Annotated in this window: 24 protein-coding genes and 1 other annotated feature; of the genes, 4 read left to right on the top strand and 20 right to left on the bottom strand. The window is 42.8% G+C overall.

Features of this window, described 5'->3' with window-relative positions:
- Positions 1-87: 87 nt before the first annotated feature.
- Together MKY01_RS16935 and MKY01_RS16930 are read right to left on the bottom strand one after the other, a co-directional pair.
- The gene (locus tag MKY01_RS16935; protein ID WP_339282729.1) at positions 88-1,968 is read right to left on the bottom strand and encodes an alanine--tRNA ligase; all 1,881 of its coding nucleotides are present in this window, start codon (positions 1,966-1,968) and stop codon (positions 88-90) included.
- 108 nt (positions 1,969-2,076) lie between these two features.
- Positions 2,077-2,320: a binding site (T-box leader), on the bottom strand.
- Positions 2,321-2,597: 277 nt separating this feature from the next.
- On the bottom strand, positions 2,598-3,287 hold the full coding sequence (locus tag MKY01_RS16930) for an SDR family NAD(P)-dependent oxidoreductase (protein ID WP_339282728.1): 690 nt from the start codon (positions 3,285-3,287) through the stop codon (positions 2,598-2,600).
- Positions 3,288-3,444: 157 nt separating this feature from the next.
- On the opposite strand from MKY01_RS16930, the gene MKY01_RS16925 reads away from it, so the two are divergent.
- The gene (locus MKY01_RS16925; protein WP_051447337.1) at positions 3,445-4,029 is read left to right on the top strand and encodes a TetR/AcrR family transcriptional regulator; all 585 of its coding nucleotides are present in this window, start codon (positions 3,445-3,447) and stop codon (positions 4,027-4,029) included.
- Positions 4,030-4,766: 737 nt separating this feature from the next.
- Here MKY01_RS16925 and MKY01_RS16920 read toward each other — a convergent pair.
- Together MKY01_RS16920 and MKY01_RS16915 are read right to left on the bottom strand one after the other, a co-directional pair.
- Positions 4,767-5,726 carry an L-threonine 3-dehydrogenase gene (locus MKY01_RS16920; protein ID WP_076250511.1) on the bottom strand — a complete coding sequence of 320 codons (960 nt, stop codon included), beginning with the start codon at positions 5,724-5,726 and terminating at the stop codon, positions 4,767-4,769.
- A 37-nt stretch (positions 5,727-5,763) separates the two neighbouring features.
- Entirely contained in the window at positions 5,764-6,954 is a 1,191-nt protein-coding gene (locus MKY01_RS16915) for a glycine C-acetyltransferase (RefSeq protein WP_339282726.1), read from the bottom strand.
- A gap of 300 nt (positions 6,955-7,254) precedes the next feature.
- On the opposite strand from MKY01_RS16915, the gene MKY01_RS16910 reads away from it, so the two are divergent.
- Positions 7,255-7,455 carry a hypothetical protein gene (locus MKY01_RS16910; RefSeq protein WP_076250515.1) on the top strand — a complete coding sequence of 67 codons (201 nt, stop codon included), beginning with the start codon at positions 7,255-7,257 and terminating at the stop codon, positions 7,453-7,455.
- 747 nt (positions 7,456-8,202) lie between these two features.
- Here the strand turns inward: MKY01_RS16910 and MKY01_RS16905 are convergent.
- The 13 genes from MKY01_RS16905 to MKY01_RS16845 form a co-directional block, all read right to left on the bottom strand.
- Positions 8,203-8,952: an AAA family ATPase gene (locus MKY01_RS16905; RefSeq protein ID WP_047844356.1), complete on the bottom strand. Its 750-nt coding sequence runs from the start codon at positions 8,950-8,952 to the stop codon at positions 8,203-8,205.
- A gap of 427 nt (positions 8,953-9,379) precedes the next feature.
- Positions 9,380-10,450, bottom strand: coding sequence for a hypothetical protein (locus MKY01_RS16900; RefSeq protein ID WP_339282724.1), 1,071 nt, complete (start codon positions 10,448-10,450; stop codon positions 9,380-9,382).
- Positions 10,447-11,322, bottom strand: a complete 876-nt coding sequence (locus tag MKY01_RS16895; protein ID WP_221821441.1) for an ABC transporter ATP-binding protein — start codon at positions 11,320-11,322, stop codon at positions 10,447-10,449. The genes MKY01_RS16900 and MKY01_RS16895 overlap by 4 nt, the downstream gene beginning before the upstream one ends.
- Positions 11,303-12,148: a hypothetical protein gene (locus MKY01_RS16890; RefSeq protein ID WP_221821440.1), complete on the bottom strand. Its 846-nt coding sequence runs from the start codon at positions 12,146-12,148 to the stop codon at positions 11,303-11,305. The genes MKY01_RS16895 and MKY01_RS16890 overlap by 20 nt, the downstream gene beginning before the upstream one ends.
- Positions 12,123-12,695 (bottom strand): sigma-70 family RNA polymerase sigma factor, encoded by a 573-nt coding sequence (locus tag MKY01_RS16885; RefSeq protein ID WP_339282721.1) that lies wholly within the window; start codon positions 12,693-12,695, stop codon positions 12,123-12,125. Before MKY01_RS16885 ends, MKY01_RS16890 begins: the two co-directional genes overlap by 26 nt.
- Positions 12,696-13,051: 356 nt before the next feature.
- Positions 13,052-13,492 (bottom strand): hypothetical protein, encoded by a 441-nt coding sequence (locus MKY01_RS16880; protein ID WP_339282720.1) that lies wholly within the window; start codon positions 13,490-13,492, stop codon positions 13,052-13,054.
- Positions 13,493-13,699: a helix-turn-helix transcriptional regulator gene (locus tag MKY01_RS16875; protein WP_036613900.1), complete on the bottom strand. Its 207-nt coding sequence runs from the start codon at positions 13,697-13,699 to the stop codon at positions 13,493-13,495.
- Between the two features lie 323 nt (positions 13,700-14,022).
- Positions 14,023-14,460: an Imm26 family immunity protein gene (locus MKY01_RS16870; protein WP_339282718.1), complete on the bottom strand. Its 438-nt coding sequence runs from the start codon at positions 14,458-14,460 to the stop codon at positions 14,023-14,025.
- Between the two features lie 32 nt (positions 14,461-14,492).
- Positions 14,493-14,867 (bottom strand): DUF2750 domain-containing protein, encoded by a 375-nt coding sequence (locus MKY01_RS16865; RefSeq protein ID WP_127549260.1) that lies wholly within the window; start codon positions 14,865-14,867, stop codon positions 14,493-14,495.
- 199 nt (positions 14,868-15,066) lie between these two features.
- On the bottom strand, positions 15,067-17,115 hold the full coding sequence (locus MKY01_RS16860; RefSeq protein ID WP_339282716.1) for a glycoside hydrolase family 16 protein: 2,049 nt from the start codon (positions 17,113-17,115) through the stop codon (positions 15,067-15,069).
- A 153-nt stretch (positions 17,116-17,268) separates the two neighbouring features.
- The gene (locus MKY01_RS16855; RefSeq protein WP_339282715.1) at positions 17,269-18,810 is read right to left on the bottom strand and encodes a response regulator; all 1,542 of its coding nucleotides are present in this window, start codon (positions 18,808-18,810) and stop codon (positions 17,269-17,271) included.
- A 3-nt stretch (positions 18,811-18,813) separates the two neighbouring features.
- Complete coding sequence (locus tag MKY01_RS16850) at positions 18,814-20,652, bottom strand: histidine kinase (RefSeq protein WP_339282713.1); 1,839 nt, start codon at positions 20,650-20,652, stop codon at positions 18,814-18,816.
- Between the two features lie 74 nt (positions 20,653-20,726).
- Positions 20,727-22,379: an extracellular solute-binding protein gene (locus MKY01_RS16845; protein ID WP_339287199.1), complete on the bottom strand. Its 1,653-nt coding sequence runs from the start codon at positions 22,377-22,379 to the stop codon at positions 20,727-20,729.
- 199 nt (positions 22,380-22,578) lie between these two features.
- Between MKY01_RS16845 and MKY01_RS16840 the strand changes: the two genes are divergently transcribed.
- Positions 22,579-22,836, top strand: coding sequence for a GlsB/YeaQ/YmgE family stress response membrane protein (locus MKY01_RS16840; RefSeq protein ID WP_036613911.1), 258 nt, complete (start codon positions 22,579-22,581; stop codon positions 22,834-22,836).
- Between the two features lie 160 nt (positions 22,837-22,996).
- Here the strand turns inward: MKY01_RS16840 and MKY01_RS16835 are convergent, their stop codons facing one another.
- The 3 genes from MKY01_RS16835 to MKY01_RS16825 all read right to left on the bottom strand — a co-directional run bounded on the left by MKY01_RS16835 (position 22,997) and on the right by MKY01_RS16825 (position 25,233).
- Positions 22,997-23,788, bottom strand: coding sequence for an SDR family oxidoreductase (locus MKY01_RS16835; protein ID WP_339282711.1), 792 nt, complete (start codon positions 23,786-23,788; stop codon positions 22,997-22,999).
- Positions 23,789-24,194: 406 nt separating this feature from the next.
- Positions 24,195-24,641 carry a GNAT family N-acetyltransferase gene (locus tag MKY01_RS16830; RefSeq protein ID WP_127549270.1) on the bottom strand — a complete coding sequence of 149 codons (447 nt, stop codon included), beginning with the start codon at positions 24,639-24,641 and terminating at the stop codon, positions 24,195-24,197.
- A gap of 163 nt (positions 24,642-24,804) precedes the next feature.
- Entirely contained in the window at positions 24,805-25,233 is a 429-nt protein-coding gene (locus tag MKY01_RS16825) for a MarR family transcriptional regulator (RefSeq protein WP_036613915.1), read from the bottom strand.
- A gap of 166 nt (positions 25,234-25,399) precedes the next feature.
- Here MKY01_RS16825 and MKY01_RS16820 point away from each other — a divergent pair, with 166 nt between their 5' ends.
- Positions 25,400-26,710 (top strand): amidohydrolase family protein, encoded by a 1,311-nt coding sequence (locus tag MKY01_RS16820; protein ID WP_127549440.1) that lies wholly within the window; start codon positions 25,400-25,402, stop codon positions 26,708-26,710.
- Positions 26,711-26,788 lie beyond the last annotated feature (78 nt).

The following is a 26,788-nucleotide window of genomic DNA, read 5'->3' as shown; positions in this document are numbered from 1 at the left end:
AACCCTCTTCGATTGCCGGATTTATCATTCATCCTGGATTCCCGGCAACTCATAACGTTGTTGCAAATGGCAATCCTAAAACATCAGCTATTGTTCCATGTTTTGGAAATATTTATTAATTACTCCTTTAATCCTTCTAACTCCAGCAGCAGAAGATTGTTCTTTTTTAATACTGAACTTTCCTAAGTTTGTTGTATCTTCTACATGAGGTCCTCCACATACTTCTCGACTCCAAACTTTCCCTTCGTTATCTTTGATTGTATACACTTTAACGATATCCGGATATTTATCCCAAAAATTCCCTTCCACATTACTTTCTTTTGCTTCAACTTTAGGCATCTCGGAAATATAGGTAACTGCTTTTGATGAAATCGCATCATTCACATACTTTTCCACCTCAGCTATTTGCTCTGGCGTAAGTTTTTCATCATGGTTGAAGTCAAACCGTAATCGTTCTGAAGTAATATTACTGCCTTGTTGATGAACATGATCACCTAACACTTCCCTTAAACCAGCAAGTAATAAATGAGATACCGTGTGCAGCGCTGTTGTTTCTTTTGAATGTTCAGCGAGTCCACCTTTAAATTTACCCGCAGAAGCAGTTCTGCTCTTTTCGGCATGTTTCTTTGCCGCCTCTAAATAAGAAGCCTTATCCTCCATGTTATATCCACTTTCAGTTAGAAACTCTTCCGTCAACTCCAAGGGAAACCCATATGTTTCGTAAAAATAAAAAGCATCTGCACCTGTAACTTTACCCTTATTCTTAAGATGTTTTTGTATTTCAAATTCTCCTTGCTGTAAAGTTCTATAGAAAAGATTTTCTTCCTTATTTATTATTTCGATAACTTTCTTTTTATTATCCGTCAAATCTTCATAAGTTGTTGCTTCATCGATATAAACTTCAGACAACTTACCCACAAAACTGCCTTGTATGCCTATCTTTTTACCTGCTCGAATCGCCCTTCTTAATAATCTTCTTGTTATATACCCTGCATCACTATTCGCTGGTTCTGCACCATCATTAATTAAAAAAGTAGCCGCTCTCACATGATCAAGTATGATTCTAAACGACTTTAAATCGTCAGTATATTGTTTACCACTTATCTCCATCAATTTTATCTTGGGATTAAAGAAGAAAGCCGTGTTATAAATATCCTTGTCACTATTAAGGGCTGTTGCAACCCTTTCTAATCCACCTCCATAATCAATATTGGGATTTTGCATTTTTACAAATCCTGTGTCTTCTTTTTTGTAACACATAAATACGTTGTTCCCAATTTCTAAAAATCTCTCGCTTTCAGAAGCAGGATGATCCAGTGAATCACCATCTGGCTCAAGATCGTAGAACATTTCACTATCAGGCCCACCGGGTTCACCAACAGGCATATCCACTGGACTTCCGGATCGACTCCACCAATTTTCTTTTTCATCGTATAAGAATATTTTCCCACCTCTAGATGCCCCATATTGATACGGATCATCTTCAACGATAGGTTCTATACCAACTGATTTAAATTTTTCTGACCAGATTTGAATGGTTTCCGTATCTTTCTGTATATTCAAATCATCACTTCCTATAAAAACACTGATATATAGTCTGCCAGGATCAATTCCTAATTCTTTAATATGCCAATTCCAAACGGCATCGATTTGCTTTTTCTTATAGTGATTTTCATTTGCTTTAAACTCCCATCGACCTACCATTTCAAAAAATGTCAGATGCGACGTATCTCCTACTTCATCAATATCGCCTGTCCTTAAACACTTCTGAATATTAGCAATGTCATTGCCTATTGGATGCTTTTCCCCCAATAAATATGGAACCATAGGTTGCATTCCGCTTCCCGTAAACAGTGTTGAGGGATCATTCTCTGGCAACAAGCTAGAAGAGGGCACTTGGCTAGCCCCTATTCCTTTCATAAAGTCAATGTATGATTTTCTTAATTCATCTGGTGTCATTTTAACCATGCTCAATACCTCCATTTTATTATTATTTATACTTGAAAAATGATTTTGCATATGTTTAAACGAAAAAGAATAAAACAAAAAAGCCCTAAGCTGACATATTTCATGTCAACTTAGGGCGAACGATTATGTCCGTGGTACCACCTAAATTCAGATTTCTCTGCACTCGATCAATACGGGATATCTCCGATATTGTTTCCTGAATAACGGTGGAACTCCGTTGAAGCCTACTGAGATTCCTCTGTTCGGTTCACAGCTCCGAGACTGCTTCGCTATTAGATCAATGAAGATTCGCACCAACCATCTTCTCTCTGTGAGATCCCTAATAGCTACTATTTCTCATCATAGCCTTTTCGTTTTAAGTTAAAGCTATGCTATCACACTCAACTTGCTCCGTCAATTAACATTTATGTTAAATTCTTAAAAGGGCAGAAATTAGTTAATCTGCCCTTTTCTTTGGAGGTTATTGCTTGTTAAAGCGATAGAGATAGGATTCATTCGTTGACAAACTTCTCAAATTCACTTTTCAGCCAATGCTGATTCTGATATGCAATATACTGTTCCATCCGAATCAGTAGATCAACCAATTCTGGCTTTGTTAGCTGCATATAACGCTAAAATCATCACCAATTTTAAAACAGAATGGTTTCGGGGGTAACACCCTTAGGATACTCTTCCTCCCATACGTTTTTCTCTACATAGGCCTGGTACCACATCTCTGCAATTACATCCGGATCATTAATTGCGCCGGTACCTGACTCCTTGATCAATAAACCTAATGAGCGGTGGCCCACAAAAATCCCTTGAGCAGACAATGAAGTATGAAGATTAGTAACATAATTGCGTAACCCTGAAAGAGCAATACCGATATTCCCCATCATGGACACAGGGTACATGGCGGATAATCCTGAGGTAAAGAGCAAGGCTCCCTCTTTCCTGGCGAGCATATCAGGGAGAACCGTATTGACGACATGGATGGCACTAACCACATTCGCCTCAAATGCGTCCCTGGCGTTCTCCGCCGTTAACTCCAATACAGAAGTGGGAGGATAATTGCCTGCTGTTGGACTGAATTCCAACACATCAATCTGACCATACTTTTCTTTCATGTTGGTCATAGCCTGTTCAATCTGTTCCTTGTTAAAAATATCTGCTACGAAATAAGATGCCTCGATACCATCCGCTTTCAGTTCCTCCACCATATCTTGCAGTTTTGCAGCATTTCTTGCAACTAATGCCACTTGGAAGCCGCGCTTGCCAAAGCTCTTCGCAATAGATAATCCTAATCCCTTACCTGCACCAACAATCGCCAGTGTTTTCATTTATGATTCTCCTTTTATGAATGAGTTAGTGAGTTCAATTGACAGTTTTAATTGTAAAACGTACCCTTAAAGGGCTCAATGGTTGATATAATTCAATGTGTTAATTAAACATCACTTTTGATAAATCCGACTATTATTTATGGAGGGGAAGCACGAATTGGGTAAAGATAAAGTGGATCTGCGCATTCTCAAAACGCGGAAAGCCATTAAAGAAGCGTTTCTGAGATTAGTACAAACCAAAGGCTATGAACGAATTACTGTGCAGGACATTGCCAAAGAAGCGATGATAAATCGCAACACATTTTATTTGCACTATGTAGATAAACCTCAATTCATGGAGAAGTTATTTCAGGAAAACGTGGAGAGTTTAAATGCTTGCTTAAGCCTGGAAGTGAGTTCAATTCATGAGATGGATAAAGATATGTTTGCGACCATGTTAAAAACGATTTTCGACGATATTGAAGCCAATATGATATTCTTTAAGACAATGATCACTCAAAATATTTATCCAAACTTCTCCGTTTACTTGAAAGAGGCTTTTAAAACGATCATTTTTTCGGGAATCGGCGATCATCGCCACGATGAGAAGATAAAAATTGGCATCGAATACATGATATCTGGATTGGTAGGAGTAATTTGTCTCTGGATAGTTGAACCGGAGAACTACAGGGTAGATAACTTTATCGAGCAACTGAGTGAAATTCACTATTCTAACATGGTTGACTTGCTGAAGGATACTTGATAATAAACTAGTATGATCTGAACAGAAAGGCTATTCTTGCCGAATCTGATCTGGCTCGACTCCCTGCTTAGATCTGTCAGAACTAGGCAGGCATAGAATAATGTTTGCAGCCGAGAGAGTTCAGGTTGGTAGGATGGCCCGCCTGTTTCACCATACTTTGAATCAACTTGCTTAATGGGTAATTACCACCACTACAAAGCAGAATATCCCCGTTAAGTATAAATTCTCACTTACATACAATTGATTTCATTAAACCGAAGATTATTTATAATCCATATTTTGTAAAATTAATCTTAATCCAAAATAGCAAATAATCGGTTGCTTCCTTTATGATGTTGAGCTTGAATGCGGCAAGTGTCTTTTTGTACTTATGAAATTTGCATTCACGATCTTAGGTGGAACCCCTAAGCACATATTCGCGTCCCGATGGTTGGCGCAGATTGATTGGCCTTTACCAGAAAAAAACTTATTTTTAAAAAAACGTTATTCCGCGCGAATTCTTAAATTCATGTGCTTTTTTCTTGCCACATGATCTTCATCATGATGCTATTTAGATAGATACCTAATCCGAAATGACACAACGTTCTTGTCCTTAAAACAAAAAAAGCCGCTGTAATAGCGACTTTAATGGAACAATGTTCTTGTCCCTCGACAATTTCGTTCTGTTTTTGTTTTTATAAGTTCCCCTTTCTTGCTTTTTTTAGCGATGTCACTCTTCGATCGAATTCATAATAACTTTAAGCCTTGCGAAGCATTTGTCTCTCGCTTAGATGTGAAAGCATATCCTTCGTCATGGCCTTCAGGTCGTAGCGAGCATGAAATCCCCATTCTGTTTTCGCTGCCGTCGCATCAATGGAATGCGGCCAGCTATCGGCAATCGCCTGTCTCTTCGGATCAACGTCATAATCGAGGATAAAGCCTGGAAGCTCATCCCGAATCGCTGCAGCGATCGCCTCCGGATCCACGCTCATTGCGGTGACATTAAATGAATTTCGGTGCATCAACCGGGAAGAATCCGCTTCCATCAAATCGATGATAGCGTTCAGGGCATCCGGCATATACATCATGTCCATGTTTGAGTCCTTGGCGATATAAGATGTATACCGGCCAGCCGTCACGGCTGCGTAATAAATTTCCACGGCGTAATCCGTCGTTCCTCCGCCGGGAGGCGTCATATAAGATATCAAACCCGGGAATCGCAGTCCCCTAGTATCCAGGCCGTATTTGTGAAAATAATAATCACAAAGCAGTTCGCCGGACACTTTGTTCACGCCGTACATCGTATTGGGCCTCTGGATCGTATCCTGAGGGGTATTGTCTTTCGGAGTCAAAGGACCAAAAGATCCAATGGAGCTTGGAGTGAAAAATTGGCAGCCGAGCTCCCTGGATATTTCAAGTGCATTCATCAATCCACCCATATTCAAATTCCAGGCAAGCAGCGGTTTCTCCTCTGCGGTAGCCGACAGCAGCGCAGCCAAATGGATGACGGTATCAACTTCGTACCGCTTGGCGATTTCGAACATCGCCTTATCATTCGTCACGTCCAGCAGCTCGAATGGCCCGGATCGGGTAATTTCGTGGGCTGATGACCTGAGATCTGTAGCAATGACGTGATCCGCACCATAAATTTCACGTAATTTAACAACTAACTCAGAACCGATTTGGCCCAGTGCTCCGGTCACCAAAATCTTGTTCATAAGACATTCCTCCCGAAATGTACTCCCGCGAATGCAGCTAAATCAGCTTCATTTCCTTGCCAACTTTCTCATAAACGGAGATCACCTGATCGAGCATCTCCTTGGTATGGGCAGCTGTCGGCATGTTGCGTATTCTTCCGGTTCCTTTCGGAACCGTCGGAAACAGGATTGCCTTGGCGTAAACGCCTTCTTCATAAAGCCGTTTGCTGAACTGTTGGGTGGTTACTTCATCGCCAATGATACAAGGTGTGATCGGCGTTTCGCTTTGGCCTACATCATATCCAAGCCGGCTCAAGCCATTTTTCAAATCATTGCCGTTCTCCCACAGCTTCTCGATCAGCTCTTTGTCATTCATCAAAATGTCGACAGAAGTGCTACAAGAAGCGATTGCAGCCGGAGGTAGCGATGTCGAGAACAGAAACGGACGGCTTCTCAGCTTCAACCATTCGATCAGTTGTTTTTTACCCGCCACATAACCGCCGACAACCCCAATCGCCTTGGAAAGAGTACCAATTTGAAAGTCAATGTGGTCGGACAATCCAAAATGCTTCACGGTTCCCGCACCTGCTCCGAGAACGCCCGAACCGTGGGCATCATCCACATAAGTAATCAGATCGAATTCTTCTGCTATTTTCACGATTTCAGGCAGCTTTGCTATATCACCATCCATGGAGAAAACCCCGTCGGTGATGACCATAATTTTATGGTACTGACCGGATTCCTTGGCATCTTTCGCCTGCTGTCTTAAATCATTCATATCCGAATGCTTAAAGCGAATCACCTTGGCTCTCGACAGGCGGCAACCATCAATAATCGAAGCGTGGTTCAGCTCATCTGATAAAATCGCATCATGCTGGTCCATTACCGCGGATATAGCAGCCATATTGCAGTTAAATCCCGATTGATACACGATAACGGCTTCCGTTTTTTTGAAACGGGCCAGTTTTTCTTCAAGCTCAATATGAAGATCCATCGTACCATTAATTGTTCTCACAGCCCCTGCGCCTGCCCCGTATGTCTGCGACGCCTTAACTGAAGCATCAATCAGGCGGTGATCTGTTGCCAGTCCCAAATAGTTATTGGAAGACAAATTGATTAAGGACTTTCCGTTGATACGAATAACAGGACCATTTGCACCCTGTAGCGTATCGATGACGTTATATAGACCTTTAGTCTTTAGATCTTCGATGTTCGAACTTAAAAATTGGTCCAATGCTTGACTTGACATTCCATTCCCTCCTCGATATACGCATGTCCTCGTACAGGAGACACAGTATTCTTCGAAAAAACCCTGTTACAAAAGGAAATAAACTAAATTCAATGTATCATCATTTTTATTTTTTGTACACATGTGGCGGACAAAAAAATAAAAAAATCCGCAAAAAAACATAGCGATTGCTTCCCCATTCTCGGAAGCAATCGCTACTAAATCTTTGCTATACTTTTTGTTACATTCTATACTAATTCATCATGTATTAAACTATTATTATGCAATGAGAAACTCTATTTCAATCTGTGAGGTGATTTGATGAACAAGATTTTAGCGATCTCGATTTTGGGAATGGGTTTAACAGGTGCTGTTTTAATCATCTCAATTGCTCTGTTGTTTAACCCTCCAATAGGAAGTGTGTTGAAGATGGTTACTGCTGCTTCAACATTATCTTTTATTATATTTGCTGTTTCGGCTTTGATATTTCGTCGGCGATTAGATGATGAAAATAGAGAATAGTATATTTATACTTCCTCGATTTAGGACGAATGCTTCACAGTTGCAATCCTAACAATGTTTCTGCTTATCTTCAGAAAATAATGAAACATGCATTCCCACCTACAAGCACCCATGCCAGAAAATCGAATCTTCTGTTTTAAAATATATAGAGGCAGCGGTTTTCTATACCTTGTATTTCCATAAAAATCCAATATAGTTATACATCTCCCCATCTTCTTGCCAATAGGCTTATATAATGGGCATAAACCGTTCTTCAAGTAATTGAAGTATACCGTACCGTTCTTCCTGTTCGATCCGTTGTTTCTCTGTGTAGAGCGTTTGAATGGTTCTACAAAGTCACTTCTACTAAGCTTACAGCATGTAAGATACTCAGCATCACAAAATTACCGATCGGACTGTGAAAAATAAAAACATCACTTTGCCGGGCAACACCCACTGTTTTCCCTTTATATCCAGGTACGTGATCGCTGACCTGCACTTGGGGCTCCTAGTCTACGGAGGAGCCCTTTTTCGTGATTTAAATACTCATACGTAAACATATACAAAAAAGGATCGTTAGCATTTCTGCAACGATCCCTGTTGTCAGTCCGCTAGTTGAAATCAGCAGATGATCAATTTGATGCCTTATTAAGTTTGATTAAGCTAACGTTTCCCGTTAGCTTAATCTCGACAATAGATCGCTTTCTTTGTAACGATCTCTCTTAAGCTTTTAGATTCTATAGGATAACAGTGGAATTAATATTTAGCTTACTCGAATAACTCTCTGAGCATCCTATCCTTGTTATTCACAAACTCTTTCATAATCATATAATGGTCGGTTTCTTCCAATACTTGGACTTCGATACCATCTGGCTTTAGATTGTAAATAATCGAATCTGGGTATGCCATAAGGATTGGGGAATGGGTCGCAATTATAAATTGAGAGTTTTGCAAAACAAGTTCATGGATTCGTGTCAGCATCGCCATTTGGCGAAGGGGAGACAATGCAGCCTCAGGCTCATCCAGTATATATAATCCATTCTCTCCGAACCGATGAATGAAAGTGGAAAAGAACGACTCTCCGTGAGATTGCTCATGCAAGGACTTGCCACCGTAAGATTCTATAATAGGGCGAGCGAATGATGGTTGGCTGTCCAACTCATCGATCGTTGTGGCTAAATTATAATAACTCTCTGCCCGGAAGAAGAAGCCATCCTTCGGGCGTCGCGGACCTCTGATCAATTGTATATATTCGTATAAGCTCGAGTGAGTAGCCTGGGTTGAAAAGGAAAAGTTGATCGTCCCACCCTCCGGGTTAAATCCCCATGCGACAGCAATGGACTCCATCAGTGTTGATTTGCCCATCCCATTTTCACCTACGATATAGGTTACCTTGGGGTGAAAATCAAGAGTATTTAGGTTTCGAATGACCGCCAAATCAAAGGGGTAACGATTATAGGTGGGTACTTGTTGCCGCTTAAGCTGAATTTGTCGTAAATAGGGATGCTGTATATTAATATAGTTCACTCCCTTTTAAAACTTTGATCGTTATGCTTACCTTTTTTTTGGAAAACACTGACTGATGTTTGTCTCAAGCTTTAGTTTACTACATCAAACAAATAATACCACATACCGAAACTATTCTGCCCGTTAGCTTAATGAAACAGATAAATGTTCTAATCGACATCGGTACCATGTTCTTAAAATCGTTATTCAAACGAAGTCTTATATTAATGTGGGTTTTATCTCGCCATAGGAGTTCCATCATGCTACTATTTAGATGAATATCTAATCTAATATGACACAATGTTCTTGTCCTTTTGGCAATGGAACCAAGTTCTTGTCCTCAGCTGGGGACACTGCCATGCTTATTCATATGAAAAGAAGTCCGCAGAATCTGCGGACCTAATTGTGTAATACATCATGTTCCTCATAGTGCTTCAAATCAAGAAAATACCTCACGATTACGGAACGCTCGATATGTACCAAGTACAACTACAGCTGTAACTACAGTCATAATAAGCAAATACAACTGTAGATATGACACCTCCACCCTGAATATGGAGTAGTTTACTGGAGTTTGAAACAGTCTCGTTACCCGCATCATCGTACTGAAGGAAAATTCCTCAATCCACTTCGCCCATCCCGGGTTAAAGTTCATCACATCAAATGCCAGATAGGGCACGCCTACAATAGCCACATTAATGATTATGGCAACAAACGCCGTTGAACTGAGCGAAGAAACCCATAGCACAACGCATCCAAAAATCAGGCTGCCTGCCAAGTGTGTGACCAACTGAACTACATAATACTGGAGCGCAGACAACCTATAAGGCGAGTACTCATAATCGAAGCTTTGAAAGTACATGCCTACACTCTGTATTGGAGTATCTGCTCCAGCCAAATTCCCAAACCTCAACCAGTAGATTAGCAAGTTGATACTTGTAAACAAGATGACGCATAGGACAATATATACTATTGAAGCCATCAATTTAGCCGATACGATTTGGCTCTTCCCTCGCTTGCTGCTGCGTACCAATGCTGCCGTTCCCAATGCATATTCCTCTGCGAATACGGGAGCCAGTCCCAGCAAAATCATGATCATCATAAAAAGCACGCCAAATTGATCAATGTATTCCAACAGATAACCCCAAGGTTTATTGTAGTGAATTTCAGTGACGTTTACGGTCCGTTCCATGACATTTCCGCTATCATCAGTTTTGGTGTAGTTTTTTATGAATTCCGGCGAAAACATGGAAATCTCATAAAATACGCCATATCGATTCTGATTCGCTTCATCACTATAACCCTTGTTTTGTAACTGTTCCTGTGCAGCCTGAACCTTCTCAGCCGTAATGGCTCCTTCATAGGGTTTGTAGAACGATGTACCCTTCATCGGCCCCGGATGTCCGAGATAGGCATACAGAACAAGCAGCATTAGTAGCCCGGTGAGTGCAAGATAGATACTTTTACGCGTCATTATTTTAACAAATTCATATCCGGTCAAACGAATCACGATGTCGCCTCCTCATCAAAATAGTGCATATATACGTCTTCAAGCCGAGGGGCCTCTGGCATAGCTTGTGGGACAGGCCGTTCTTTTGCCAAGATTCTCGCCACAATACCATCGGACTGATAGGACAATCCGCTTACCTTGAAACGAGAGGTGAGTTCGGCAAGCTGCTGTTCTGTTAACGTTGCAGTCCAAACGCTGCCTTGCATACTGTTCATGATCGCTTCCGGTGTGTTCTGAGTAATCAGTTGACCTTCATTCATCAGGATCATTTCCTTACACGAGAACTCCAGATCAGAGATAATATGCGTCGATAACAGTACAATCCGGTCTCTTCCCAACTCACCGATAATGTTACGAAATCGAATACGTTCCTTCGGATCAAGGCCAGCCGTAGGTTCGTCGAGAACTAGAATTTGCGGATCATTTAGCAAGGCTTGTGCAATTCCGAGCCGCTGTTTCATACCGCCAGAGAACGTACGAATTTTATGTTGTGCCTGCTTTTCCAGATCAACCATACGTAATGTCTCCTGCACTCGAATAGCGGCTTGATTCGTACTCAGTCCTTTTAACGAACACATGTACATGAGAAATTTATGAGCACTGAAACGATTATAAAATCCAAAGCGCTGCGGCATATAGCCCAATATATCGCGATAACGATCCCCCATCTGTTCAATGGGTTGCCCATCCAGCATAATTTGTCCGGACGTTGGCTTGGCGATGTCTACAAGCATGCGAAGCAGCGTTGTTTTGCCCGCTCCATTTGGTCCAAGCAGGCCATAGACGCCACCGCTGGACAGCTCTAGCGTGAACGATTTCACGGCCCACTTGTTTCTATACTTCTTGGATACGTTATCCATGGTCAATTTCAAAGGAATAACCTCTTTCCGTTTGTGATGTATATTTTCGCGTCATCTGCCGGATCTGACTGATCAACAGAACCACTCCACATAATGCGATTGCAATAAGTACTGGGGTCTGGATAGATTGTACTAAAGTAACAAATCGGGGATTGCTTAACATAAGCCAGAAAAGCCCAAACCATGCGACCAAGAAAATACTAACAGCTGTTCCACCCCGAACACGCATAGCCAGCCACAAACTAGCCCCTGCCGCAATCATCAGTTGGGTATACCACAGACCGACGCCACTCCATGAGATGAAACTTCCTCTTCCGCCAGATACCAATAGCATAAGAAGCAGAACAAATACCATATTTCCTGCAAGCACGACGATCAGACGAGTCAGCATTAGCTGTTGTGCCGTAATTTTACAGGTCAGTTCGATCTCCATCAGCCCCTGATCCCGACCTTTGAATACTTCCAGTAATCCGAGAATAAAAGGTACAGGTACCAGAATAAGTCCACTCATGTATGGGGATATTGTGCTGCGGGTTCCCAACCAGAATCCGCACAACAGAAGCAATGCGCAAACTAGCCAGTACGATTTGTGGAAAACCATAACCTCACCCCGAACGAGTTGGAACAGTTCAGTAAATGATTTCCCCGGTGATTGCTCCAGATGAACATTCATCTGTCCCGGCATATGTGCATCCAAGGCCCTTATCGTCCTATCGATCTCCATCTCGGATGGATATTCAACCACATAGTCATCCAAAAAAGGGGCAATTTCGGCGTACTCCTCCATCTCTAATTCAGCTCGACGCTTCCTTCTATCTTCGTTTTCTGTACGTTTCATCCCGCTCACCTCCCACAATGATCTCTTTTAACTTTGTTATGCCCAAGCGTATACGTGATTTCACTGTCGACTCATTCGATCCCGTCAGCTCGGCAACCTCTTTGATCTTTAGCCCGTTGTAATAGTTCAGAATGACTGCGTCCCGCTGGTGCTCAGGCAAACTTTGTACCGCCAGCCTGACCTTATCGTTCTGAAGCCGTTTATAGAATATGTTCCACACATTCTGGTGCTCACTTGCTGGGAGCGCCTCTTCTGTTAACTCACTCTCTCTGAGTTGTTGCTTGAACTCGCGCCCACGAAAATAATCCATACAATGATTCACTGCTATTTTCAATAACCAGTGACTGAATTTTCCGTTATCTCGATAATTCTCCAATGAATTCATCATTTTTACAAATACCTCTTGAGTTAGATCAAAAGAGATATGATAATCTCCCGTTTTTCGGTACACATATGAAAATATCGACTTGTAATGCCGCTTCACCAAAACTTCCATTGCAGCCCGACTACCTTCACGAATCTCATGAATTAACTCTTCATCATCCAACGCTCCCTCACCCCCTCAAACTAATTAACGATAACTTGATCATAAAAGATCAAAACTATTTATGTCTTGTTTTATGCATAATGCAAAATTAGCCATTACGAATATTCCTGGGTAGCCCATGTGAAGGTCAAGGCCCTATATTATCAGAACAGCGGGGAAATTCCTGCTTCCATGCTGTTGAGAAAGTCTCACCGGCCTATAGATATTCATCTAATCGATAAGCGGAAGATGTTCTTGTACCGATAAAACAAAAAAGCCGCTAAATAGCGACTTTAATGGGATCATGTTTTTGTCCCTCGACAACTTTGTTATTAAGTATATTCGTTTTGGTTGTATGAGCAACATTGATCTAAACCTTAAATTTCTCTCGCATAATACATCCACAGTGCAAAAAATACGATTAAAATAAATAATAAGCAAGTTAGTAAGGTGTAGAATATCAAGGGATTAAAGAAACCGGCGATCACGGAGGCAATGCCCATACCAATGAGAATGATTGCTGTGCTGAGTGTGCCGGCTCTCTGGAGTATCATTACACTCCGCTCGTCATTCTCCTCAATATACTGCTTCTTCAGCTCGGCTTCATTATTACTGGCTTTTATATACCTGACCAGGAAAAAAGCGACGGCCACTTCAACCCCGATAAAAGCGCCTGTGTGAAAACCCTTTATAAAACTAGGTAAATCGGGTAGTCCACCTCGGTAAAATATAAGTCCTACATAGATCAATAGGGTAGCAGCGGCTACCAGTGACAGTACGTTTTTGCGAGTTTTTATTTTAATCTTGTATTTGTCCATTTACATTTCCTCCACTTCGCTGAAATCAAAAACATCTTCAATGGCGAGTCCGAAAAAATTGGCAATTTTGTAAGCAAGAATAAGGGAAGCCGTATATTTTCCCCTTTCAAGAGAGGTGATGGTTTGCCGGGTAACACCAACAATTCGTCCCAGCTCTTCCTGTGACAGCTTATGCTGCTTACGCAGTTCTGCAATTCTTGTCTTCAAGTGATCACGTCCTTGCAATGTTTACTTTGCATTTTTAGCATAGTTCACTTTGCATTATGTGTCAAGTTCACTTTGCATTATTACTTACATCTGAATGCAAAACAAGCCAAGCCCCTCTTTGTAAAAGGAGGGCTTGGCTCGGTTGATTTTGTTTATATAAGATGCCAGAAGAGTGTACTTTAACAGAGCAAATGGTTGAAGCGCTTGGTGTTACCCCTATAGAAACGTGTGTAGGCCGTGACTTAATGTTTGTATTGGAAAGTGAAAAAGCGGTTTAAACCGCTACACCTGATTTCTGGAACCACAGATGGTATACTCGTACACTATTTATTCGGGTCTCGGTGCCACTTATCATCTCCCATTATTCTATCAACAATATGATGGGCTTCCCAAACAGCCGCAATCTCTAATCCTTCGCATTCTTCGCGAGTAGAAGGTCTAATCTCTCCCAGATGATATATTTCATACCCTCCTGATATCTTATCAATGATACAGGCAGGTGGGGGCCAAGCCTCTTTTTCATCCGGGAATGGACGATTTTCAACGACCGGCCAATCACCTGATTTCAGTACATCATCATATACACCCACGATAAATTGGTATTCCTCTTCTTGAGGTATCTCTTCTATCGTGTCACTTATCACATTATAGATTGCAATGCTGGCATCTTTAAGCCTTCTCCCAAAGGCAAACTTAGCGTTAGGCAGAAGTATAGCGTAGATATCACCCAATTTTATTCGTTTACGTCTCGTATTTTTCATGGTTTTCCAAACTCCTTCGTTGAGGTTTTAAGTTAGTATTTTTCAAGTTCTGTCTTTAAATCCTCAATTAGTATATCGACTTCTAATACAGCAGAATCAGCATTATTTAAGAATATTGAAGGTTTAAAACCCTCTTTTTTTAAATTGGGTAGAAAATCGTCTATGAACTCGTACAAATCCATACTTTTACTTGAGTAAATTTCCCAACCATCAGTTGCACAGTATTCCGCGAATTCTTTTTTAGGCCAAAATGGAAGTAATTTATTACCTTTATCATCTTCAGTAACTGACCAAGCATTCTCATAAAGCCCCCACACTTCTTCTGAATCCACTACTTTTTTGATGAAGTATTCATAACGAATATTTGCAGGGAGATTGATGACTGATTCAAATTCTTTCTGATTCATATTTCCTCCTAATGTTCTTGTCCTTCGACAAGAGTTGCAGCCGATGAACTACAGTATCAAGTCTAAATTTAAACGACCGATTCCCAGGTAGAAATATTGGGAATCGGTCGTAAGCCTATTTTAGAGTATGAGATTTCAGGTCCGGTTTGCCCAGCATCTATTCCATCTGATCTTCATTCGCTGTATCCGAAATCGCAAATTACTGTTCTTTATACACGCGTACATAATCCACTTGCATCGTCGCCGGGATATCGGAGGCGTTCGGGGTACGGCCGCCGTCAAAGTTTCCACCGATTGCCAAGTTCATAATGAGGTAGAACGGCTCATCAAAAGGTGCATTCGGATTATTCGGTGCAGCTGCGGAATACCACTGCTCGTTAGTGACTTTATAGTAAAACTTGCCGTCTACATACCATTTAATGTTGTCCTCTTCCCAGACTACCGAGTATACATGATAATCATTGGCAAAAGTTTGCCCCTCCGGGAAGTGATAATCGCCGCCGGAATACTGGTTCCCGGGCCATTGTCCACCAAAGTGTATGGTACCGCTTACTGATCCAGGCAGACGGCCTCTCGCTTCCATAACATCAATTTCACCTGATGCAGCCCAAGTGCCGTATACTGAATCTTTTGGAAGCATCCACAGTGCTGGCCATACACCATCACCTGTAGGAAGCTTGGCACGAAAATCGACTCTGCCGTATTTCAAGGACAGCTTATCCTTGGTGTTAATCTTTCCCGAAGAATACTGTGCATACCGATTCGGGTCTTGTGGGAAAGATTTGCTGTCGTTCATGGCTTTGATATTTAGCTTGCCGTCCTGTACATAAACATTTTGAGTGCTGTTTGTGTAGTGCTGCAGTTCTGCATTTCCCCATCCCCAAGTACCGGGATCGTTATTGAGATAATATCCTGTTTCATAGTTCCATTTATTTGTATCCAGCGTAGTTCCGTTGAATTCATCCTGCCAAATGAGGTTCATGTCCGCGATTGCCGGGTCGGTTGGCGTTCCGATTGAGATATCCTCTTGATCGGATACATCCGGACGCGGAGCATTTGGATTGCCGATGAAAGTATAGTTCACGAAGTTGTTGCCAATATTTCCACCCGCCTGTCCGTTCAGCGGATATCCGATACGGATCTGCATATTTTCTTGGATTGGCTGGAACCAAAGACCATAGATATAATCGGCCCAGTAACCCCACTGGTTGGCATCGGACATATTGTTATACCCATTACCGGAGTATGCAAATTTGCTCTGGCTGGAGTTACTCAAATCAACCCATTGCCCATTGATGTTAATCTGGTATACGAAGTTGCCTAGTTCCTTGGCGATTGGCGCGCCCCCATCAATTTTGGGAAGCGGAACCCCAATGGAACCATTCGCATCTGCTGTGAAGGTTGTTCCTTCGTATGGCGTAATGACATATGAATTTCTTGTAGGTTCATTAAACGTAATGGTATAAACAAGATTAGCCGAAGAAGTCTTTGATTCTAATTTGACATTGATCGACTCGGTTACGTTAAACCAATACCCACCGCCGCCATCCGTGAATTGGCCAAAATTGTGATCGTAGATCCAGCCGCTGGCTGCGTTATTGTCAATATCAATCCAAGTGCTGCTGTTTACAGGTTTGACATAGACCTTCAAATCATCCGCAACAGCTTCATAAGTGATTGCAGGTTTATTGTTGAACGTTGGATATGTAAAGCCTGCACCGCCTGTGAAACTTGCTGTGATTTGTGGACCTTGTGTCGCATTCATCGCTGTGATGGTTGTTTTGTTAATATTTTGGAATACAAGTTGATACTCCAGCTTAACACCATTCGCTTTGGAGTACAGCTGAATCTCGGTTGTTGCGGAGAGGGTGAACCAATAGCCGTTGAAACCGCCATCGCTCCAGTGTCCCCAGTTTTGGTTATAAATATAACCGCCTGCCTGGTCGATATCAACCCAGTTGTTTCCCACTTTTACATTAACGCCCACATCACTGTGAACATCATTCCATGTCGCAGAGCCTCCATTGAACTTAGGCATAACAAATCCGTAGCTGGCCTTGCCAACCCCAGATTTAGAAATAACAGGCCCGTCTGCTGGTGAGAAGTACTCCATTGAGGTTACGGTAGTTCCCGCTGCCTGAACCTTTGAAGCTGGCAGTATGCCAATACTAGCCAGCATCACAACCACAAGGAACATACCGAGTACCTTTTTCATAAACCGTTTCGCCGTAAAGTGAGATGGTTTCATGATTGCCCTCCTTTGATAGGATAATAGTTTCTCCCAATCTATGCGCATAAAGGTAATCGCTTACAAGTGGGAGTATCTTTATTCTATCGAATAGGTTCATTTGCTGAAAAGGTACAATTGTTTTTGTGGTATCCCATTTTTTTGGCTTTTGATTCAATCTGCCTTCTGCCGCATCATCTGTCGGTACTCTGTGGGTTGGATCTGCATCACAAGTCGGAACGCGCGTGTAAAGCTTTTGTAGCTTTCATATCCAACCATAGCAGCCACCTCCACAATTTTATGATCGGTTTCGGCGAGAAGCCGCCGCGCTTTATCCAGACGCACATCTCGTAGGTATTCAGCAAAACCTTTACCAATATTCTTCTTAAACAGATTTGAAAAATAAGCATAATTAAGCGATACATGATTGGATACCATCGCGAGGTCCAGCGGTTTGTGGTAACTCTCGTGTATAAAACGAATGGCTTCATTAAGATCCTGCGAATGGCGATAGCTGCACTTATAGTCATAATATAACTGATTCAGCCGAAGCAGCTGCTGTTGCAGTGCTTGTATATACTCACGCATCCCTTGATAATCAAAGAGGTTACGCAAGGATTCAAGATCCAGCACTTCTTCCCTCATATAAGGGTGGATAACTCGTTGGTATTCCTCCATCATCTGAACGGTGGCGGCGCAGAGCTGTTGGGTATAGCGAATAGGATAACGTTGCAGCACCTTTTTGTGAAATATTGCAGAAATACCCTGAGTAATTGTTCCGCTGTTATCTGTTCCAATCGACTGGAACAGTTCATATAAGTCTTCATAGGGCAGTTGCCACTGCTGTTCCATATGCTCAATATGTGCTGGGGAGATACTGTACTGATCAGGAAACAGGTAACTGTGGCGATAGAGCTCAAGCACTTGGGTATAGCTGTCGGGTAGTTCTTTTAACCCCTGCATCGGGTTAGTCATGGCTGTTATGACATTGATCTTTCCTTCCTTGAGCGCTGCAGGCAAAACACTTGAATCTATGGACGCATCCACCGCAAGGATCAGGTATGGGCGATGCTGCAGGCAAATACAACCTTGTCTGCCAAACACACGATAAGCAATGGCTTCCATGCTATGGGCGCTGCTGGCTCCGGGCTGGTTAATGCAAACTTCTTCCCGCAGCAGGGCTAGACGATAATTACGCCATAACGCATCATTTTGTTCCTCAATCTGAAGGATCCATGAGTCATCACTTAACGCACCTTGCATAAACATTCTTAATTCTTTACGATCGGTCTCTTGGGCGAGGCGGGATACACGCTGCATATTATGCGTAAGTGCCTGCCGTGTCTGGATCTCTTGCCATACATGCTCCAGGGAATGTTGCAGATCCTCTCGCTTCAAAGGTTTGAGCAAGTAACCCTTTGCACCAAGCCCGATAGCTTGTTGGGCATATGTAAAATCACTATAACCGCTGATAATGAGGTATTCCACATCCATGTATTCCTCTTTGGTTTGAGCCATGAGCGTCAACCCATCCATATCGGGCATCATAATATCGGTAATAACGATGTGAATGCAATGCTGCTGCAATAGGGACAGCGCCTCAATCCCACTCGCGGCACAGTATATGTTGTTCAGCTCCAGAGGAAATTGATGCAGCATGGCCTGCAGGCCGTCACGAATGTGTTTTTGATCGTCCACAATCAGGATATTAATCATGCTCTACCACCCTCCAAGATTTACATTTTCCCAAGGCAAGCGTATCGTTACGCAGGTATATGCACCTTGCACACTATCAATCCAAAGACCGCAATTCTTGCCATAATGAAGCTGCAATCGCTTATTCACGTTTTCCAAACCAAGTCCGCTCCTGCTAGTAACCATCGGTGTATCCGATTCGCTCCGCAGTAATGCCTGAAGACGGTGTAACATCTCAGGCTCTAACCCCTTTCCGTCATCTCTTATGTTAATGAAAAGCAGACTGTCATTCTCCACAGAAAAGGTAATCTCTATAGTTACCCTGCCGCCTGAAGGTGCCCCGTGATGAACTACATTTTCAACGATAGGCTGCATACACATCTTGGGAATGGCGTAGCGAAGTATCTCCGGAGGAATATCCGCCGTCATAACGATACTGCCGCCTTCCATAAAGTTGATAAATTCAATATAACTTTGGATATTGGCAAGCTCCTCACGAAAAGCAACGGTATCGCTGTGCCACTGCATGCTGTAACGTAGCTGGGAGCCCAATGACACCAATGAATTGGCTATCGCAGGCTGCCTCTGTACCTCTGCCACCATACGGATCGATTCCAGGGCGTTATATAAAAAATGAGAATTAATCTGCGAATGCAGGGAGTGCAACTGTGCGTTTTTGGCAATTAACTGCTTATCCACGACCTGTGTCATTAGACGTTTGACCTCATGTAACATTTTATTGTAATTCACCGCCACCTCATCGATTTCATCCCCTCTTTCGTTCTCATCAAGGCCTATATCAATCATTGCATCCAGCTCGCCTTTCCCTACCTGACGCATGGATACCAGTACGCTGTCCAACCGCCGGAAAATACGCCGCGTCGTTTGGGATACGAGTAACATAATGAGCAGCAAAACACATAATGTAATCGTTACCACAAATGCATACCAACTGCGCGGCCCCTTCATCAATGCCTGATGGGAAGCAATCTCGACCACATAAGTGTTCAACGGAGCGATGTATCGATACAATGCATAGAAGCTCTGATCTCCCACCTTAACCTGAAGCGGGCTTTCCTGCGGCAATATATCCAGCTGGCGATGAATACTGCCAAGGATCTCCTCCATCCCCTGCCCGTATTTCTCAGAAAACTCATGTTGGGGATTGTAAACATATTGGGGAGGATCGCTTGCGTTCATCAACACCGAAAAGAAGTCCCCCTTGCTCTCCTGGAGCAGGTCGCTGAAAAACATGCTGTGCGGGGCTCGCACTTCCATAATACTAGGGCGTTTTTGCTCCTGCCCTTGAAGGCGAACCAGACGATAGTAGGATAATGTGTGTTCACCATCCCTAAAAGAAAATAAACGGTAAGCCGCACCACCTTCGTCCCGAAGCTTTACCCAGTAATCCTGCGGCCAAAATTTCTTATAATGATAGATTTCAGGCCAGATTTCATACAAGTTTGGGTTATCAACGTAAAAGCTAAGCTCACTGATCATCGCATTGCTTTGAATGATATTAAGCATTTGCTCAAACTGGTTCTGCTTAAACTTCACCAGACGCAGTCCATCCACAAGCATATTGGAATGAATAAAATCCACAAATGACTTTTGAGTAAGGGCTGTATTGGAAGCGTTCTCAATCATATCCATTCTTCTGCGCAATTGTTCATTCAGCCATGAAACGTGGCTGTTGCCCGTTGCCATAGCATCCTTATATAGCTGGGTTTCTTGCATGCGGATATACACAAAGGATATCAAAATAACAGGTATGGCAATCATCAGGCTAAATGCCAGAAACAGCTTTTGGGATATACGGGCATTGCGATAAAGCTTCCTCAATCTCGTTAGTAGGTATTTCATTCTGATGTATTCACCACCTTTGGTTATACCATATATTACTAGTTAGCTGATAATTAACAATGTAGTAGGAATGGTTATCTGGCTATCTTGGCTTTTCGCAGTTCCAGTTCAGCCTGGCGATATTCCATCACCTGGTTAAAGCCGTAGTTCACACGACGTATCAGAAAATTCTCAAAAATTTTGTCAAAGGCAGCTTCATCCTTCGCTGTAATCAGTTCTGGCAGCACTTCTTCCCAATTCTGAGAAATACGTGACCAGGCTAACGCGATATCGGAATCCCCTATAGGATCTAGTCCCTTATAGATGCCGCTGTTCAGATCGGCCTGTTGGTTGGCGAACTCCTCCATTTGCTTAATGGATGGGGCATTCTCTGGTCTCCACTTGTTAACGAAAGCAGGGTTTCGCAGCATCCAGTAGGTATCCATAATGCCATATTCCTTTTCCAGCCGCTCCCGATCCGTGTCATGCAACTGAACCATTGCCGCCGTCAACTGCGGTTTGCCGTTCTTCATCGCCCAGGTTTCACCTTCTTTGCCCAAAAATAAATCCCTTTGGCCTTCTTCGCTGGCCAGATAGGTCAAAAATCGAATGGCCCGTTCAGGGTTTTCCGTTGATTTGCTAATCATCGTAACCATCCAGCCATCCATGCTGCCGGGAAACAGTTTGGCGGATTCCCCCCTGCTACTCCGGGGTCCATCTACAGCAATATAGTATGAATTCTGATTCGTAAGGACTTCCAATTTCGAATTAAGGTCCGATATGTCTGTCCATTCCCGAATCATCATAAAATATTGGGCTTGGTTGGTTTTTTCCTGCACCTGTGCACTGGAGTCGACCAGAAAATCAACATTAATCAGGCCCTGCTCGTAAGCGGTACGAAATGTTTTCAGCCACTCCATATAATCGGGATCTGTCATTCGGTCGTATACTTTACCGTTCTGTTCATGGGGGATCGCAAGCAGATTTTGCAAATATTCGGTCATCCCATAGGATGCATTCCCCTGTGCCCAAAACGGACTGATCAGCTGACCTTTATAAACAGAATATTGATTCTTCAGCAATTGCAATACATTTAGAAAACCTTTCGGTGTGGTAAGGTCCGGTTTGCCCATCGACTCATACAGATCTTTACGTACGAGAAAGGTTTGGTTCGCTCCCGTCAAGCCGGTTGAACGCATCTGTTCGGGACTGTACGCATCATTGGGGATGACATAGGTATGGCCGTCTTCTTGCCGATACCATTGTAGAGCACCGTCACCTGCTACCTTGTAAAAGTAAGGATCATACTTGTTGGCTAGCTCATCCAGGGCATAGATGAGATTACTCTCCCGAAGTTTGTTAACCGCACTCTCCCAAGAGCCGATGGTTATCAGATCCGGCAGACTACCGGTCGTCAACATCCGTGATAACATCTCGCTTGGTTCACCAGTTGATACTTCAAATTCGATATTGACCCCTGTTTTTTGGGTGACATATTTGGAAGTTAGGCTCTCACCCCAAGTGTGCCCGTACCATTCGGCTCCAACGAACCACGTTAGATTCACGGGGGTGGTATCCAGCTTCCATGACGGTTCTTCCTGATTCAGATTAAGGCTCTGTATCTGCTCCGTGAAGTCAACCTTTGTCGAAGCACCCCTATCTTCCGATTGCTCTGACTCAGAACAAGCAGTTAAGCCTGACATCAGACACATCATCAATAAGGCTATAATAAAAGGACTTCGAAACATGAACACCTAAGTGCCTCCTTCCTATACTGGCGATCTCCAATCCCCATCTGCATCAGCATTCATACTCGTGGTGGTACAACCGATTTTACTACCCTTGGATTAAAATGGAAATGGTTTAGTGGTCGATTCGCAGATGATCCGCAACATTCCCCCTAACGAAACATAACTTGTAATAAATCAATGGAAGGGAGACCAATTCGTGTATTTAATCTGGATACTTATTGTCGGTGGGCTAATTGGCTGGTTAAGTGGAAATCTGATTGGACGGGACGTGCCGGGAGGCGTACTTGGAAATATCATTGCTGGTTTTGTTGGATCGTGGTTAGGGTATGAACTGTTGGGACCGAGGGGGCCGGTGGTGGGTGGATTTCATATCATACCCGCGATCGTCGGGTCAATCATTGCTCTCTTGATTTTCTATGCTCTGGCGCGCGCTGGAGCGTTCCGAAGACGTTAACAGGCGGAGACGACAAGTTTTTACCCAATTGATTGGGTATTGACGTAAAGCTTCTTTCGCCACCGTTGCATCATCTTCTTCACAAAGCGTAGTTTCCACCCGGTAGTCGAATAAAGCCGCCGATCCTGTTGATCGGCGGCCTCCTTTGGTTTTATGGAAATTAGAATCCACCTCTAGAATGAATGATTTGTCCGGTGATCCATTGGGAATCGTCGCTTGCCAGAAAAGCAATCAGACGGGATACATCTTCAGGAAGACCGATCCTGCCCATCGGAAATCCCGGTAGCAAAGCTTTTTTCACTTCTTCCGACATCCAACCCGTATCGGTAGGACCGGGATCAACCGCATTCACAGTAATGTGAAACGGAGCCAGTTCAGCAGATAGACATTCGGTAAAGGTGGAGACAGCGCCTTTTGTTGCGGCATAAGCGAGATTGCCAGGCATCGGCCCCTTACCTTGACCGGACGTGAGGTTGATGATCCGGCCGCCGCAAAGGTCCTGACGGCCGGCCAGTTCAACCTCCAGCATACGCGCAAATTCGGCCGATAACATGAACGTACCTCGAATGTTCATGGCGCAGTGCGCATCGATCAGTGATGCAGTCAATTGACGGAAATCAGCTGATACGCTGTAGGTAGCATTGTTGACGAGAATGGTCGGCAGCCCGAGAGCCGATCGGCATGCATCAAGCAGTTGCGCTGGAGAATTGGGATCGGTAAGATCGACCTCCATATGCGCTGCCTTAACGCCATAGGAGCGAAGTTCTTCGGCAAAGAGATCCGGCCAGTTTTTGTCGGCATCCCCCGGATTCTCTGTTTTATCGTAATCGTACAGATGGGTATAGAACACATTAGCGCCTTCTTGTGCCAACGTGCGGCAGACAGCGGTTCCAATACCTCCGGGGCGGCTTGTGCCTGTCACAATAGCGGTTTTTCCGTATAGTTTGGTCATTTTATTACCTCCGTTTAATAAGGGAGGGAGAAAACCATTTTTCATTGGAGATGGAATTATCCTAGGTATAACAAAAAGCGGATACATCAAGTATCCGCGCCCGGGTTTGATTCAAACGGTTCCTCGCGTCCCTTGAATGATTGCGGATCGGCATCACAAACGAGGCGTGTGGTTATAACCAAAACACCAAGTCGAGCGATCCAGTTTAGATAACCATTACAAGGAAGTCCACATGGTCCGGCGAGTCCCCTTTCCTACATCTCCACTTCAAATATTACGAGTCAGACTCAATTACTGTCAAGATAAATACATGGGATCACATTTCCAGTGAAAATGGTTGGGTGGTCAAGCATCCTGCTAACCTGCAGACTGTTCACTTTTTTGAATGTAACTTTATATTCGATTTTTACAACTTCAATTCATATCGTATATCAGGTAAATTCTCTTCATTTTCTTGTCCTCTACCAGTAATTTCAAATCCATTATTCTCATAAAATTTTTGGGCATCTTTATTCACTTCAAATGTATATAAAGTTAATTTTCCATTTGCTTGTGCTTTTGCTTTATTAAGCAAGGTTCGCCCTATTCCATTCCCTTGATAATCAATATGAATATAAAGTTGGCTTATCTCAGTTTCACTATAGGCAATCATTCCAACTACTTTTTCATCAATTAACGCTAAATCTATTTGATACTGTTTAGATAGTATATGATTTAAAAAATATAGATGGTTTTCGAAGCTATGGGTTTCAGCCTGACCAATTGCCCGTTCCTTACTATCTCTCCACATTTTCACTGTATGTTCAGCATACTTGGGATTATAGTTAGATACTTTAATTTCAAGTTTGTTCATTAATATACCGCCTTAAATAGAAAGATTTTCAAACGATGCAGTATTGACTTGAAAAATATCTTCTTGATCCAAGATTTCCGTTCCATTGTAAGTAATAATTCCTGATGAGAAATCAATGTCATCAGTGTTCTATGGCCACCAGTTACCTCTGCCTGCCAGTCTATTATATGCGTTCATTAATTCTGATCAGTAATTTCTTTAAGATTTGCTTCTCCTCGTCATTAAGGGCTTGAACGATTTCATCCTCCACTTTTTGAAATGAGTTATTGAAGTCTTCAATCAAGTCAACCGCTTTTGGTAATACATAAATATTTTTTTGCCGTTCATTATTGGCCGGGATTTTACGTTCGATGAAACCTTTTTGCTCTAGACCTTGAAGCATGCTTGTAACGCTTGCCCCACGCAGATGAAACCGATCTGCAAGATCCTTTTGAATAATATGATTATCTTGATTCTCATAAATATAATCGATTACTTTTCCTTGTTGAGAACTTAATCCTAGTTCTTTTATACTCTCATCCGCTCTTTTCTTTAACTTAAGACCGATAATTTGAAACAACTCCATATAAGGCGTATCTTCTCGGGAAGGCATGACCGTCCATCGTCCCCTCTGTAATTGTTAGGAATCTAATTGTAAGTAGCTAAAATATACAGTGATCCCAGTAGGCTTGTCAAACAAAAGTTAGACTATTGACTGTTAGATATCTAACAGTTATACTCCGAAGTGTTGAAACACAAACACATTAGGAGGAGTTATGATGGAGAAATTAAATCAGAATGCTGGGTTAGAAGAAATTACGGCGATTACAAATGTACGAATCTTTGATGGATATCAGATTATTGCTCCCAGACATATTGTCATTAAAGGGGTTTCCATTATTTCAGTGGGCGGAGACATCCCAAGCGATGCAACAATTATCGATGGAGAAAATGCGACATTAATACCTGGTCTGATTGATGCACATGTCCATACCTCCATTGGTGGATTACGAGATGCCTTAAAATTCGGTGTTACAACAGAACTAGAAATGAACGGCGATTTTACTAAAAGAGGGCGCGAAATTCAGCTAAAAAATGTGGATGACATCGCAGACGTCCGATCTGCTGGGACAGCGATTACCGCTCCTGGTGGGCACCCAGATGAATTACTACCTGATGGAGATGAAATACCTGAATTCGTATTAAAGGAACTAGAGAAGCTATCGGAGGAAGACCGGGAAGCAATGTTAGCCGCCTACGCTCACGATCACGACGAAATACCTCAAGTGACGACGGTTGATGAAGCGATCAAACATGTGCATACCCAAGTGGAGAATGGATCTGACTATATTAAGATCATGATTGAAGAGGGAACGGTTATGGGTGCACCCGGCCTGCCTGTTCTAAGTGACGAGATTCTAAAAACAGCCGTTACTGAAGCCCACAAGTTCGATAAGTTGGTCATTGCCCACGTTTTGACGGCTCTTTCATCGAAAGCAGCCATCGATTTTGGAGTCGACGGTTTGGGCCACTTGTTTATCGACAGACCCGAGTACACGTCCGAATTGGTTAAATCCATAGCTGATTCTGGAGCTTTTGTTACACCGTGCTTGGTGTTAAATTCATCGATTATAGGTAATCCGGCATCAGAATTGGCTAATGATCCACGAGTTCATTCCAAATTAAGTCCGGATTGGATCGATATCTTGAACTCAAGCTTCAATACATTCCCACAAGGTAACATGGAGAACAGCTTCAAAAATGTGATGGATCTTCACCGTGCCGGAGTTGATATTCTTGTAGGGACGGATGTCGCACCGGTTCCCGTTCCGAACCTTGGTGGCCTTGCTCATGGGGCCAGTGTTCACCACGAAATGCAGCTGCTGGTGAAGGCTGGGTTCACTCCGATCGAAGCTCTTCAGTCGGCTACTTCCAAACCGGCCCGTTGCTTTGGTCTACAAGATCGTGGCCGGATTACCGAAGGTGCACGTGCTGATCTTATTCTCATAAACGGTGATCCGATCACTAATATTTCAGATACCTTGTCAATCAAATCTGTGTGGTTCAATGGTTCGCAAAAACTAGGCTAAAACTAGTAGTTTATATTTCCTAATTGTAAAATCACTAAGAAGAGGGATTGCAAAATGCAGTCCCTCTTCTACTTTAAT

The sequence above is a fragment of the Paenibacillus sp. FSL R5-0486 genome, assembly GCF_037975155.1.
Taxonomy (GTDB): domain Bacteria; phylum Bacillota; class Bacilli; order Paenibacillales; family Paenibacillaceae; genus Paenibacillus; species Paenibacillus amylolyticus.
The sequence above is the reverse complement of the archived record's forward strand: the minus strand, read 5'-3'. Positions and strand labels throughout refer to the sequence as shown.